Source organism: Paenibacillus andongensis (assembly GCF_025369935.1).
GTDB classification, from domain to species: Bacteria; Bacillota; Bacilli; order Paenibacillales; family NBRC-103111; genus Paenibacillus_E; species Paenibacillus_E andongensis.
In genome coordinates this window covers 4,718,868-4,732,518 of sequence record NZ_CP104467.1, presented here as the reverse complement: position 1 = coordinate 4,732,518, position 13,651 = coordinate 4,718,868, and the positions used below count along the sequence as shown (strand labels likewise).

Genomic DNA, 13,651 nt, shown 5'->3' with positions numbered 1-13,651 from the left:
AAAGAAAGGTTTAATTTGCAGGAAATAGATGGTTTTGTCGAGAAATGTATGTATAGAGGTTAGAGAAATGGAGGGGATTGTATGGCAGAAGAACAAATTCAATTTGTGAAAAAAGCGGCAATGCAAATGCAGCATCGAAGAATGACCAAGAAAGCCTTACTTCGGCGCAGCGTTTTTTTATTTTTAGGTGCTGTGTTAATGTCTATTGGATTGGAGATTTTCTTGGTCCCCAATAAAATTATTGACGGGGGCATTACAGGGATATCCATCATTTTATCTTATCTAACTAATATTCAAATCGGAATATTTCTGACTCTATTAAATCTTCCATTCCTGTTTATCGGATATAAATTAATAGGAAAAACGTTTGCATTATCAACCCTTTTCGCAATTCTAATCATGTCGACAGGAACGTATCTGCTACACCCCGTGAAAGAGCTAACCAATGATCCTTTGCTTGCAGCTGTATTCGGCGGCATTATTCTCGGTATTGGGGTAGGAATGGTGATTCGTTTCGGGGGATCTCTGGATGGAACAGAAATTGTTGCGATTCTCGTTTCCAAAAAGATACCGTTCTCCGTAGGCGAGATTGTTATGTTTTTCAACCTATTCATTCTAGGCAGCGCAGGATTTGTATACAGTTGGGATCGTGCGATGTATTCTCTAATCGCATATTTTATTGCCTATAAAATGATTGATGTGACCATTGAAGGGTTTGATGAGTCGAAGTCCGTGTGGATTATCAGTGATAGCTTCAGACAAATAGGTGAAGCTATACTGGACCGCTTAGGGCGCGGTGTCACTTATCTGGAAGGGGAAGGCGGCTTCACGGGAGATAACAAGAAGGTCATCTTCTGTGTCATTACGCGGCTGGAGGAAGCGAAGTTAAAATCCATCGTGGATGAGCTCGATCCTGCAGCATTTCTCGCAGTTGGCAATATCCACGATGTCAAAGGCGGACGTTTCAAGAAGCGGGACATCCATTAGTCCCCTTTGCCGTTTCCGCCGCTTTCATTTCCTCGTTCAAACAAACCCAAGTCTCTGATTTTTTGTGCGGCATCTTTGCTGCTCGGACTACCTAGTTTCTTCAAGATATGCCCCACATGAATTTTGACGGTTCGCAACGATATGAAAAAGCGATTTGCAATTTCGGTTTGCGTATGTCCTTGATCAATCATTTCCAGCACCTGAAGCTCTGTTGGCGTGATTAGATCGCTGACTTCTTTGACTTTGAATTGGTGTTCTAACCGTTTGAGTCTGCGGAATTCCTCTCGCATTTGTTCAGCTACTGCCGCGTTAATGGAAGATTGACGTGCATGCACAGCTCGAATAATGGCAGGAAGCTCTTCGAATCGGGATTTGATCTGATAGTCAATAGCACCGGCTTGAAAGGAACGGAAGATGAAATCTTTCTCCTCCATAGAGGTAAGCATAATGACTTTAGCTCCCCAAGATAAGAGCGCTTGTTCAGCAAGACCAATGCCCGCTGGCTCATCTTGCAGCATAATATCCATAAGTACGACATCGGCTTCTGGTTCTGCATTAGCAAATAGTTCTCTTGCCTCTTCTGCTGTTGATACAGTGCCCACGACACTCAAATCTGGCTGACGACTCAAAAAAGCTTTAAGGCCGCGAAGCCAATCAAGGTCATCCTCAACAATCAAAATACGAATTGGTTCCAAATAGGAATCCCCCTTTATTTCTACTTTAGTCGGTTGCCAGGGAAGGTTAGAAACACACTCGTGCCGTTCCCTGGCGAACTGCTTAATTCCAAGGACCCTCCATGTTTCTTCATGACACTGTAGCAGTAGGCGAGTCCGAGTCCAAAGTTGCTATGACTGTCGCTTTTGGTCGTATAGAACGGTTCTAATACTTGCTTCAGCACGGATTTCTCCATACCTATTCCGCTATCTCTTATTTCCAAAATAATATTCTTTTTGGCGTGAAACGCTTTAATTGTAAGATCGCCGCCTTTTGGCATAGCTTCTACTGCATTCATGAGTATATTAGTTAACGTTTCCGCAATTTGAATAGGATCTAAATGAAGAATTAAATTCTCTGGGATGTTCTGGTTCACCTGGATCTTACTAAGGTAAGGTCTAAGTGGAAGAAGGACTTCATGAATAAGCACATCTAAATTAGTTGAGGATTCCCGAAGAGGGAGCTCTTGGGTTTGTTCGTGTACTCGGCTAATCATGTCACGGATATGCATGGAGGACCCCATAACGACATCGATGTCCTGCATAAGTTCCTGCTGATTCGTTTCCTCGGCATACTGCTTCATTTTCTCGAGGAACAAACGCATTTTCCCGACATCGTTCTTAATCGAATGGTTTAAAATCGTTGTTCCCGATGTGATGGCGCGGAGCGTCGAGTCGAGCTTACGACGTTCAATGAGCAGGCGCATGCCGAGAAAACCGTATTTGAAAAAGGTAAATACAAAAAAAGGTACAACGAAAGCAAGAATCCATACGTGATAGACCCACATACGGTAAAAACCGAAGCTCGGCATAACGTAATTAAGTATCCCTACACAAAGGATAGGCGGGAGGAGGGCTAAGCAGGTGAACAAATGCGTTCGTTTCATTGCCGGAAGCCGTTCTGTTTTAAGTACAATAAGTACAGTGCCTATGAAAATGTAAGGAACAGCCCAGGAGGCTACGATGGGAAAGGTAATAGGCATTTCCTCCGTATAACCAGGTGTGAATAGGATGCAGGCAATGGGAGGAAGGAGTAGACCTATTGGCAGCCACGTTTGGATGGCTGGTTTCTGCCAGGATGCGTTATATCTCAAAGAGAGCATGACAAATGAATATGGTAAACCATAGTAGGATATCAGTGAGCTAATACCCATGACGCGATTAAGTAGAGCACTAATTGATGGATTGGGTACTGTTTGCTGAATATAGGGGATAAAAGTTTCTGATAAAACGGCAGCAAGCGCGCCGAAGCCACCGGTAAAAGCAATGGCGCTCATCCAGCGCATTGTACTGGATCGTGGATCTACCATGACAAGCCCCAAGGCGATGATCCAGAGTGCAAATAGAACGAAAAGCATGTTTCCTCCGTCAAATGAGTCTAATGTTTCTTCTATTGTGGCATGGAGCCAACATTTGCACAAGAGTATCCTTTCCTTCAGAGACTGGCAGGATATAGGCGATAATTCTCGAATAAGTGGTTTAGAAGGGAGTGGAACCTTATAGAGGAAAACAAGTCTAAGTTTTTATCCATACTAACGATCGTGGGTAAAGTACTATTAACACTCGTTTTTATTGTTGTTATTACCGTGTTATTATCAATCGTAGCCGCGGTTGTATCTATTCTGAGGCATCCTACATCTCAGGAGTTAAGTATGGCAGGAGTTGCTGCAGATCCATTCTTTATAAAGGCGGCTTTATGGGCGCAAATCATTGGTTTTGTTAGCGGGGTTATGCTTTCATATGCCATTTTCGAAAGACGTAAAGGCTGGACACTTGGACTTCATACTCATCTGCTTGGCAGAAGATTAGGAGAAGGCTTCGCTGCAGGCGCTTTACTCATTACGATCAGCAGTGCAGGGATATGGCTGCTGGGTGGGATTAAGATCGTATCGTTGCAATGGACTGGAACGCTCGGGCTCGAGCTGACGTGGGGCTTTTTACTCTTCATAGGGGTTGCGGTTAATGAAGAGTTATTCGCACGCGGCTATTTACAAGGACTGGTGAAACAAAGGTTCGGCACCATATCCGGCATAACGGTTTCAACCGTTGTATTTGCTTTCTTGCATACATTTAATCCAGGCATGTGGAATTCGCCGCTTCCAGTCTTGAATTTACTTCTAGCAGGCCTATTGTTCGCCTTAAGTCGAGAGTACACCGGCGGTTTGTGGATGCCGATAGGCATGCACTTGTCTTGGAATTTTTTTCAGGGTTGTATTCTCGGATTCGAAGTATCCGGTACACCGATGTCGTCGCTCATTAAGTCCGAGATACAGGGAGCTTCATTTATTTCTGGAGCTGATTTTGGGGCTGAAGGCAGCTTGGTCACCACCATCATCCTTATACTTGGAATTGTTTTGATATCTACATACTATCAAGGTCGTTCTAAGCAAATACAAGATACTAAGGAGGATTCATTATGAGTCAGTACGAGATTATCAGCAGCGAGTGGGACGGGGAGTTGACCCTGCGCCTAGTCGACCATCATGCCCAGGCCGAGGCCGAAGTTATCCCGGCCGTCGGACTGCATCTGTTCCGCTTCGATGTGCGGAACCAGGCCTACATCGCGAAGCCAGCCAGCTTGGCTGAGCTTCGCGTCAAGTCTTCGCGCTACGGCGTGCCCATTCTGTTCCCGCCGGGGCGCGTCAAGCTTGCGGCCTTCTCCTTCGAAGGCCGCGAATACAGGCTCCCCGCGAATCGGGAGCCAGACCACGCCCACGGCGAGCTGCGCGAGCGGCCGTGGAAGGTCATTGCCAGCGGCGCGGATGCCGCTGGCGGGGCGTATGTCTCCGCGGAGTTCGACTTCGCGGAGCATCCGGACATGCTGGCGTATTATCCACACGCCGCATGCTTTCGCTTCACGTACCGTCTGAAGGACGGTACGCTGTCGCTCAGCGGTGAAATCGCCAACCGCAGCGGCCAAACGATGCCGCTATCTCTTGGCTTTCACCCGTATTTCGCGTTCGCGAAGGGCGAAGAGAGCCGCGTGCGGGTCATGATCCCCGCGGCGGCAGAGTGGCCGCTCAGCGCGGATGGCTACGCGGCGGCGGAGCCCGCATCTTCGCCACTCACTGCGGCGCTGAAGGAAGGCACGCTCGTCACGGAGCTGCCGAATTACCCAGGCGGCTCGCAAATGCTCAGCATCGAGCCAGGCCCGCAAACCTGCGAGCTTCATTATGAAGCTCGAGGGACTAAGCTCGTGTACGACATGGGAGATAAGTTCCCCATTCATGTGCTATTCACAGCGCCGTGGACGGAAGCTGTGTCGCTTGAACCTTATACGAGTATCATGAACGTGTTTAACGAGTCCTTTTCTCCAGAAATTTCGGGTGCTCAAGGCTTAGAACCGGGAGAATCATTCAAATTCAATTGGTCAATCCATATTGAACCAATGCAATAACACTCAAAAAAGAGTCAAGTGAAGGGTCATCCTTCATACTTGACTCTTTTTGTTTTCCGTTTCATGATGGCTCACCAAGGCTCGTAGCTGAGACCAACAGATGAATAACCAGCGTAATTGTGTCGGTGGAGCTCCTTAATAAGACCTTCTATTTGCTTCGATTTTACCAGCGCACCTCCACGCGAGGTGTTGTAGGCGTTCAGCTCAACAGTGCCATCAAGTAAATGAAAGTGAGTTCCATCTTGGAGCGCAATGGCAGGACCAGTCGTACCATAATAGGCATGATAATGGCCAAATCGGATGCCGGAAATGCCTTGGTATTGATGTACGTGATTGTCGTAAGCTGTACCGTTTACACTAAATGTATATAGTCGCAATAAGTGATGATGGTTTAATTCTTCTGATGTTATTATTTTAAAGAAATGAACATGAGCAGGCGGTATACGTGGGTGCATGAAAACCCCCCTCGGCTACAGGATATGCTTCATCCTATTCGAGGGGGGCTAGAGTCATGACTAGGGGAGTGGATAAAGGTTCGACTGGCCGATCTTCATCTTTTTATCATCGTGAATACGTACTTCGACTTGATGCGGTTTCCCAGGCTCTAAAGGTGGGTTCTCTGATAGATCGACATAGAGCGTATCTTCACCATCGAAATTGGATTTAAAAGCTACACCATCAATATAAACATTGCAGGAAGAATAAAAGGGCTTACCAACAACCTGGAGTTTGTTTTCAACTTGAGTCACCTTTGTTATGACGGGATCGCCGTAGCCCAAGGTATATCCAGGTTGTACAATCGAGTTTTTAAAGCCCTTGGCTTCGTACCCATAACGGCCTCCGAATAAGTTATCGTATTGAAGCTTCATGTAGTCGGAGAGATCACTTTCTTTGATTTGATACTTGTCCCACATCTCATTTGGCGGAATAACAGGAATTTTTTGCGACAATTCGTAGAGATAGTCTGTATAGTAACTGCCCTGCACACCAGCCATTTGAAGAACCTTGGGACCTAGAAACGATGGGCTGATCTTAAGATCCTTTTTCTCTTGATCCGCAGGCAGGAAATTGTTCCAAATCAAGAAAGGCGTGTAATGAGTCTTTGTATATAGATCCGGATCATCAGGAAGAACGTACTTGGCATCGCGGTAAACCTTATAATTTTCCTCGAAAAAAGGTAAATGATCCCCGAAAAAGAGAATAATCGTTGGCTCGGACTTTTTTGAGTAATACTCCACAAGGGATTGCAGCGCTTTGTCAGTACCCGAGATACCCTGGGCGTATGTCTCTAAAATACCCTTGGATTCAGGTGAGATATCTCCTTTCACTTCAATTGTATTTTTGACGAATTTCCCTGGTTTGAAGGGATGATGATTCTCCATCGTGTTCGCGAAAATGAAATCAGGACCCTGACTTTTCTCCGTTTCCTCAATAATCTTCTTTACAACAGCGCGGTCCGCATAGTTAGGGCCTTCAAAATCATTTGGGAAAAACTCACTGGCAATGAATCGTGAAAACCCAAAATGCTTATATACCTTTCTGCTGTCGAAGAAATAGCTGAAGAACGGGTTAATGGAGGTGGCGGTATAACCTTGCCTCGTCGTAATACTGGCTAAAGAGTCAACGCCATGATTCATATACTCAATGTAAGGCAATATTTTATCCGGTGATTTTCCAAAGAATCGCATGGAATTACTTGATAGGACTTCAAATTCAACGTTCGCAGTGCTGCCTCCGAATTGAGGGGACAACATCCAACCGCTGGTGAATGTTTTTTGTAATTGGTGCAAATTTGGAATTGGATCTCGACTAAATGTGATGTTTTTCATGATCGTTGGATCCCAGAAGGCTTCTCCAAGCATCACGATGATGTTTGGCTTTTTGTCATTCGTCGCTTTTTTCTCAGGAATTTGTTCCAGAATGGACGTAATGGCTTTTTTGCTATAACCATCTGGTTTTGCGACCTTCAGAAAACCTAACATTTGTACGGAGGAATACAAGTATCCATTTTCGTCGTAGGTGATCGTTTGATCCCAAGGCACCGTGTAAATGCCATAAAGATTCATGAAAGGAATAGGCTTGTCCGTATAAAGACTAGTCGCCATAACAATGGCAATGATGGCATAAATACTACGTTCAATCCAAGTGAATTGGATACGTCGATGCAGCAAAACCAAATGAAATAATAAAGCAATTATCGCCAGCAAGATCACAACTGTACCTATAATTCTAAAATTAAGATACGCTAGCAAAAATGCCTTGTATTCAACAATTTGATTATTAAATACGAGGTCCCAAGGATAATAGGGCGCTCCAATGGCTTTTGATTTACTGCCGCTAATAGCTCCTAGAGGGAGCAAAATTGCACATAGCGTCCAAAAGGATAACCGGCTTCGACCCGTTAATGCAATAAGGAACAAATACATAGTACCAACAACAAAGTAGGCAAGAACCATGGAAAGTGGGTGAGACGTGACCCATTTATGAAGTTCTTCGTAGGAGCCTCTTTCAAGGTATTCAACCATGCCCATCAGTAGCAAAGGTAATACGATAATCAAAACGCGAGAGGGTACATGCTTAAGTGTTTGAATTAAATTAGTCATTCTTATAACTCCTGTTCTATATGAGCCATTTCCATTCGTCCATTATCTTATATTATTGAAAAAGATGAAAGATAGCCCTTGACAGTCCTAACTATAACATTTATTATTACAGTTAATTGTTATGAAATATATTACAGTTAGTTGATTGTAATTGTTTTTTCCGGTCAATATAAGAAACTCTTATGATAAGATGGCTGGAGACTTAGAAAATGGAGGTGGAGACCATGCAGCATGTTGCTACAGCAACAGACATGACACAAGAAAAGGTTATAGATGCCAAGAAGGCTGTGCCATGGATTATTTTTCTTATTTTTTTCGCGGTGTTGAACGAGACCGTTTTTAACGTATCCACGCCAGCGATCGCCAAGCAATACGCGATTACCCCGACAGGTGTGAGTTGGGTACTCACCACATTTATTATCTTTTTTGGGATAGGCTCTGTTATTTATGGCCGCTTATCCGATATTTTCAGCTTGAAAAAGCTAATTGTTGCAGGAATCGTCATCTATAGTGCAGGTTCCGCTCTGGGCTTTCTTCTTCAGGCTTGGTATCCAGCCGTCATTTTTGCCCGCGCGGTTCAAGGTGCAGGCGCATCAGCTATTCCGGCATTAATCATGGTTGTAGTTGCTCGATACTTTTCTCCCTCGGATCGAGGGAAAATATTCGGGATTTTAACTTCAACCGTATCATTTGCTATTGCTGTAGGCCCCGTTGTCGGCGGATTTGTCTCATCGACCTTGCATTGGACCTATTTATTTATCATTCCACTATTTACACTGATTTCAATTCCTTTCTTCAGACAGATCTTACCTGAGGAGAAGCGAAAAGAAGGTAGTGTTGATATTCTTGGCGCAGCCCTCGTTGCCTTTTCCGTAGCAGGTATCACGGTATATTTATCATTCCCTCATTGGTACTATTTGGCCGCGAGCGTAGTCTTATTCATTTGGTTCGTTGCCCATATTAGACGAGCTAAAGAGCCTTTCATCGAGCCTGCCTTGTTCCGTAACAAGCTGCTTCGTGGCGGTTTGATCGTTGGTTTTCTCATCTTCTGTACAGTGATGGGGATTATGTTTGTTATTCCTTTGATGCTGGCGACAGTCAATGACTTGAGTACGAGTACGATCGGTCTCATTCTGTTCCCTGGTGCGATTTGCGCTGTTGTGTTCGGAACAATAGGCGGTAATTTGGCAGATAAGAAAGGAAATAATTTCGTAGTCTACATTGGAATGGGGCTTCTGTTTGTAAGTCTCGCGGCCATTGCCCTTACGGTAGGTCATTCCCCTTGGTTCATTTCAGCAGCATTGCTTCCGACCTATGTTGGTTTTTCCTTTATTCAGACTGCTTTAGCTAACCGTGTTTCATTGACGTTAGAGGTGCATGAGACAGGTGTAGGGATGGGATTATTTAATCTCATTTCGTTTATCTCAGGCGCCGTAGGAACGGCACTTGTTGCCAAACTGTTAGATGGCGGCATGATGGAGTTTTACAAAAATCCCGTTTTGAGTACAATAAAAGCTGTGCCTTACAGCAATCTTCTCCTAATTTTTGCGGTTGTAGTGATTATTAGTGCATTATTTTACAAGCAAATATTTGGGAAAAAGCTGCAGACAACTTAATCCCTTCGTGTTATAAACAAAAAAACCGACTACTTCTCAATAATGAGAGAGTCGGTTTTGTTTGTTTTAAGCCTCTTCTTCCGTTTGCTCCTCACTGATTTGCTGCAGGGCTTGCAGGAAGGTAGCCGAAGGCTGAGCACCAGTAAGTGCATATTTACGATTGATAACGAAAAAGGGAACTCCCGAAACCCCAGCTTGTCTGGCAAAATCAAGATCATCCTCGACCTGCTCTAACCCTTCCTTTGCATTTAAGCGAGCAGAGGTTTGTTCCCGATTCATGCCGAGTTTCTCAGCGAAATCAAGCAAAATATCCACATTTCCAATATCTTTTCCATCTTCAAAATAAGCTTTAAACAAATCGTCAACAAGATCTTTTTTGTGATCTTCCGGTGCGATAGCGATGAGTTGATGTGCCTTTAACGTGTTAGGCATCTTCTCAACTTTTGAGAAATCGAAATGTAAACCTGACGCTTGACCAGCTTGAGTAACCTGCTGCAGCATGCCATTCAGCTTAGCTTCATCCGCACGAACCTTTTGGAGCATAACATCACGGAAGGGTGATCCCTCTGGAGGTGTTGAAGGGTCAAGTTGATAAGCACGATAGTGGATTTCAACAGGCTCCGCTGTAAAATTGGTTAACGCATCAGTCAAATTCTTTTTGCCGATACGGCACCATGGACAAACGATATCTTGAAATATTTCAATAATCATAAATGAGACTCCTTTAATGAAAAAATAGTTACTATATTTTTATTATAGCACACTAATTCATTTGCCTAAACCGCTCGGGTGTTAGTCCGACGTGCTTGCGAAAACTCGCGACAAAGTGGCTTGTATCTCGGAAACCTACCTGCTCAGCCACATCCTTGACAGTCTGATGCTGCTGCTTCAATAGCATCTCTTTAGATTTCCGAAGCCGCATCATAATTAAATAGGAATAAGGAGACAGCCCAAAGGCATGTTGAAACAGTGTATTCATGTGTCTAGGTGTAATCTGTAGGATCCCAGCCATTACTTCAAGTCCGATATCAGGGTTATGGTAGTGACTATCAAGCCAAATCAATAACGGTTGCAGCTGAACCATTTGATTGCGAATAGAGGCGCGGTTATTGATTTGTCCATGCTTTTTTAGCTGAATTAGAAAGTGATATAAATCCGCAGAGGCTTCATACCCCGAATATTCGTCTACAGCATCCATATTGGCCAAAATTCGTCCTATTTCCACATGCAGCGGGCCTTCCTCATCCCAACGAAAAATAGCAGACTCCATCAAATCAAAGGAACGAAGAATGGCATCTGCACAAGTCCCTCCGAAAGTGACATATTGCGTACACCATTGTTCAGTTAGTGCCCAATAAGAATGAGGTATACCTGGAAGCAATAAAACCCCTGAACCTTTGGTTAGGCGGAATTTTTTTCCTTCCATAGTGAATTCCCCTTCACCAGCAAAAGTTTGCAGCCAATGATAACTAGGGAACCCCTCAGGTCTAATTAACTTTTCTTGATCCTCATGGTGACCAATACTTTCTATAAATAATGGGTACGGTTGCGCAGTTGAGGGCATTAATTCATATCTTTTATGCATTTCTCACGATCCTGTTCCATTTTATTATATAGATGTGCAAGAATATTATATTTTAAGCTAGAAAATAATCCAATACAATGTACTTATTCTTATATTAATAATAAAGTAAAGAGGTGCAAATCTTGATTAACAAGAAACTTCCTAAAATTTGGTATGGTGGAGATTACAACCCAGAACAATGGGACAAAGAGATCATGAATGAAGATATACGGATGTTCAATCTTTCAGGGATTGATGTTGTGACCTTAAATGTTTTTTCTTGGGCGCTTTCACAGCCGAATGAAGATGCTTACAACTTTGCATGGCTGGATGAAATTATCGACCGACTGTTTGAAAACGGAACCTACATATGCCTTGCAACAAGTACAGGGGCTCATCCTGCATGGATGGCACGTAAATATCCAGATGTATTACGAGTTGATTTCGAGGGGCGTAAACGTAAATTTGGAGGACGACATAATTCTTGTCCAAACAGCCCTACCTATCGGAAATATTCGGAACGAATTGCAGAAAAGCTTGCAGAACGCTACAAGGATCACCCTGCAGTACTAATCTGGCATGTCTCTAATGAATACGGTGGCTATTGTTACTGCGACCATTGCGCGGACAGTTTCCGAAATTGGCTCCAAGAGCGCTATACAACACTCGAAACTTTGAATAAAGCGTGGAATACGGGTTTTTGGGGTCATACTTTCTATGAATGGGAAGAGATTGTTCCGCCAAATGCCCTTTCCGAAGAATGGGGCGTGGATAATACCAACTTCCAAGGAATTTCTCTCGATTACCGCCGTTTTATGTCTGATAGCTTGTTAGAGTGTTACAAACTTGAATATAACGCCATCAAAAAACATACACCTGACATACCCATTACAACAAATTTAATGGGACTATATAAACCATTGGACTATTTCAAATGGGCAAAGCATCTTGATGTCGTCTCTTGGGATAATTATCCATCCCTAAATACACCTATTAGTTTGACAGCTATGACACATGACCTTATGCGCGGCTTGAAACAAGGACAGCCATTCATGCTTATGGAACAAACCCCGAGCCAACAAAACTGGCAGCCCTACAATTCACTCAAACGACCAGGAGTTATGAAGCTTTGGAGTTATCAGGCTGTGGCTCGTGGAGCGGATACCGTGTTGTTTTTCCAACTCCGCCGATCAGTAGGTGCATGCGAGAAATATCATGGAGCCGTCATCGAGCACGTTGGACATGAACATACTCGTGTTTTCCGCGAATGCGCGGAGCTAGGATCTGAATTGCAAAAACTCTCAGACAAGCTGTTAGATACTAGAATCAATGCTCGGGTTGCCATCGTTTTCGACTGGGAGAATCGCTGGGCGATTGAGTTGTCCAGTGGACCGACCGTTGCACTCAAATATGTAGATGAAGTCCACAAATACTATGACGCTCTATTTCAGCAAAATATTCAAGTAGATCTAATTGGTACAGACACAGATCTATCAAACTATGACATCGTTATCGCACCTGTGCTTTACATGGTGAAAAAAGGCTATGCAAAGCGAGTGGAGGACTTCGTCCGTTCAGGAGGAACCTTCCTGACGACATTCTTTAGCGGAATAGTCAATGAGAACGATATCGTCTCACTTGGCGGTTACCCTGGGGAATTACGCGAGGTGCTCGGCATTTGGGCAGAAGAAATCGATGCGCTTTTCCCTGACCAAAGCAACCAAATCGTGATAAATGAACCGTGGGGAGCGCTCAGCGGCGAGTACCAATGTGGACTTCTATGTGACCTAATCCATTCAGAAGGAGCCGAAATAAAAGCGGTCTATGGCAGCGATTTCTATAAAGGAATGCCAGCACTCACCGTAAATAAATTCGGGGTAGGTCAAGCTTGGTATGTAGCCTCTAGTCCTGAACCATCCTTTTTGCAGGGGTTCCTAGCTAATTTGTGTAAAGAAAAAGGGATAATAGCACCTATTACCCCAGTTCCTGGTGTTGAAATTTCACAAAGAACCAATGAGAGTGAAACATATCTGTTTATCCTGAATCACAATGATCAACCCGTTAATGTAGATTTAGGTACCTTAAAGGGAATGGATATATTAGAAAGTCAACCAGTCACCAATACCGTTACTCTTTCAGCAAAAGGCGTTCTTATTCTATCAATAAGTTGACCATAAACTTCTATACCTTTTCGGAAAATAACCTCAGTCTTAAGATAGAGGTTATTTTCATTTTTTTGTGAAATTTCACTTTAACAACAAACAGAACGTCCTGTCAGTAACTGAGTAGAAAAGTCAGGCCAGGCTAATGTACTACAAAACGTAAATTCTGTGATATCTACAATGAATGAGAACAGTGTACAAATGTTAGTAAAATGGCCTTGAAATGGCTAAAGTAGTCAAATATCTTTTAAAATTAGTAATAATAGTTAAGATACTTTCAGTTACTGAGTGGATAAGTTAGTCCATGCTACTCATCAACAAAACGTAAATTCTGTGGTATCTACAATGAATGAGAAAATAAAAATTTTCAACTAATAACTAATAACTAATAACAACTGATTGCTGATTGCTGATTACAAAATCAATTTTAAAGTAATTCTTCTAATAGTATTTCAAACAGAGACCGTCGATTCATTGTTTATTGCAGTAAAGGTAATCAATTTATATCGATTTTCTTAAGTGGTTTGTCTCATTGAAAAAATAAAATTGTTTAAAATGATTAAAACGATTAAAACGATCTCAAGAACGATACTTTACTCTAAATTTGTT

11 protein-coding genes are annotated in these 13,651 nt (G+C 43.2%); 5 read left to right on the top strand and 6 right to left on the bottom strand.

Features of this window, described 5'->3' with window-relative positions; all coding sequences use genetic code 11:
* The first annotated feature begins 126 nt into the window (after positions 1 to 126).
* Positions 127 to 987, top strand: a complete 861-nt coding sequence (locus tag NYR53_RS21690) for a YitT family protein (protein ID WP_437180192.1) — start codon at positions 127 to 129, stop codon at positions 985 to 987.
* Here the strand turns inward: NYR53_RS21690 and NYR53_RS21685 are convergent.
* Together NYR53_RS21685 and NYR53_RS21680 are read right to left on the bottom strand one after the other, a co-directional pair.
* A complete protein-coding gene (locus NYR53_RS21685; protein ID WP_261301244.1) occupies positions 984 to 1,682 on the bottom strand; it encodes a response regulator transcription factor in 699 nt (232 codons plus the stop codon). The two genes, NYR53_RS21690 and NYR53_RS21685, sit on opposite strands and share 4 nt — an antisense overlap.
* 20 nt (positions 1,683 to 1,702) lie before the next feature.
* Complete coding sequence (locus tag NYR53_RS21680) at positions 1,703 to 3,058, bottom strand: sensor histidine kinase (protein WP_261301243.1); 1,356 nt, start codon at positions 3,056 to 3,058, stop codon at positions 1,703 to 1,705.
* A 183-nt stretch (positions 3,059 to 3,241) separates the two neighbouring features.
* On the opposite strand from NYR53_RS21680, the gene NYR53_RS21675 reads away from it, so the two are divergent.
* Positions 3,242 to 4,120, top strand: coding sequence for a CPBP family intramembrane glutamic endopeptidase (locus tag NYR53_RS21675; protein ID WP_261301242.1), 879 nt, complete (start codon positions 3,242 to 3,244; stop codon positions 4,118 to 4,120).
* Positions 4,117 to 5,097, top strand: a complete 981-nt coding sequence (locus tag NYR53_RS21670) for an aldose 1-epimerase (protein ID WP_261301241.1) — start codon at positions 4,117 to 4,119, stop codon at positions 5,095 to 5,097. Before NYR53_RS21675 ends, NYR53_RS21670 begins: the two co-directional genes overlap by 4 nt.
* A gap of 71 nt (positions 5,098 to 5,168) precedes the next feature.
* Here NYR53_RS21670 and NYR53_RS21665 read toward each other — a convergent pair whose 3' ends face one another.
* Positions 5,169 to 5,552, bottom strand: coding sequence for a YmaF family protein (locus tag NYR53_RS21665; protein WP_261301240.1), 384 nt, complete (start codon positions 5,550 to 5,552; stop codon positions 5,169 to 5,171).
* A gap of 60 nt (positions 5,553 to 5,612) precedes the next feature.
* Complete coding sequence (locus NYR53_RS21660) at positions 5,613 to 7,700, bottom strand: LTA synthase family protein (protein ID WP_261301239.1); 2,088 nt, start codon at positions 7,698 to 7,700, stop codon at positions 5,613 to 5,615.
* A 224-nt stretch (positions 7,701 to 7,924) separates the two neighbouring features.
* On the opposite strand from NYR53_RS21660, the gene NYR53_RS21655 reads away from it, so the two are divergent.
* Positions 7,925 to 9,316: an MFS transporter gene (locus NYR53_RS21655; RefSeq protein ID WP_261301238.1), complete on the top strand. Its 1,392-nt coding sequence runs from the start codon at positions 7,925 to 7,927 to the stop codon at positions 9,314 to 9,316.
* 66 nt (positions 9,317 to 9,382) lie between these two features.
* Here the strand turns inward: NYR53_RS21655 and NYR53_RS21650 are convergent, their stop codons facing one another.
* Positions 9,383 to 10,027 (bottom strand): DsbA family oxidoreductase, encoded by a 645-nt coding sequence (locus NYR53_RS21650; RefSeq protein ID WP_261301237.1) that lies wholly within the window; start codon positions 10,025 to 10,027, stop codon positions 9,383 to 9,385.
* A 52-nt stretch (positions 10,028 to 10,079) separates the two neighbouring features.
* Positions 10,080 to 10,880, bottom strand: coding sequence for an AraC family transcriptional regulator (locus NYR53_RS21645; protein ID WP_261306475.1), 801 nt, complete (start codon positions 10,878 to 10,880; stop codon positions 10,080 to 10,082).
* A gap of 143 nt (positions 10,881 to 11,023) precedes the next feature.
* On the opposite strand from NYR53_RS21645, the gene NYR53_RS21640 reads away from it, so the two are divergent.
* On the top strand, positions 11,024 to 13,051 hold the full coding sequence (locus NYR53_RS21640; RefSeq protein ID WP_261301236.1) for a beta-galactosidase: 2,028 nt from the start codon (positions 11,024 to 11,026) through the stop codon (positions 13,049 to 13,051).
* Positions 13,052 to 13,651 lie beyond the last annotated feature (600 nt).

Bases quoted from the DNA above. Each gene is read 5' to 3' on its own strand.
- NYR53_RS21680 (WP_261301243.1), bottom strand. From the start codon at position 3,058: ATGCTTTTCGTTCTATTTGCACTCTGGATCATCGCCTTGGGGCTTGTC.
- NYR53_RS21655 (WP_261301238.1), top strand. From the start codon at position 7,925: ATGCAGCATGTTGCTACAGCAACAGACATGACACAAGAAAAGGTTATA.
- NYR53_RS21660 (WP_261301239.1), bottom strand. From the start codon at position 7,700: ATGACTAATTTAATTCAAACACTTAAGCATGTACCCTCTCGCGTTTTG.
- NYR53_RS21670 (WP_261301241.1), top strand. From the start codon at position 4,117: ATGAGTCAGTACGAGATTATCAGCAGCGAGTGGGACGGGGAGTTGACC.
- NYR53_RS21650 (WP_261301237.1), bottom strand. From the start codon at position 10,027: ATGATTATTGAAATATTTCAAGATATCGTTTGTCCATGGTGCCGTATC.
- NYR53_RS21665 (WP_261301240.1), bottom strand. From the start codon at position 5,552: ATGCACCCACGTATACCGCCTGCTCATGTTCATTTCTTTAAAATAATA.
- NYR53_RS21690 (WP_437180192.1), top strand. From the start codon at position 127: ATGCAGCATCGAAGAATGACCAAGAAAGCCTTACTTCGGCGCAGCGTT.
- NYR53_RS21645 (WP_261306475.1), bottom strand. From the start codon at position 10,880: ATGCCCTCAACTGCGCAACCGTACCCATTATTTATAGAAAGTATTGGT.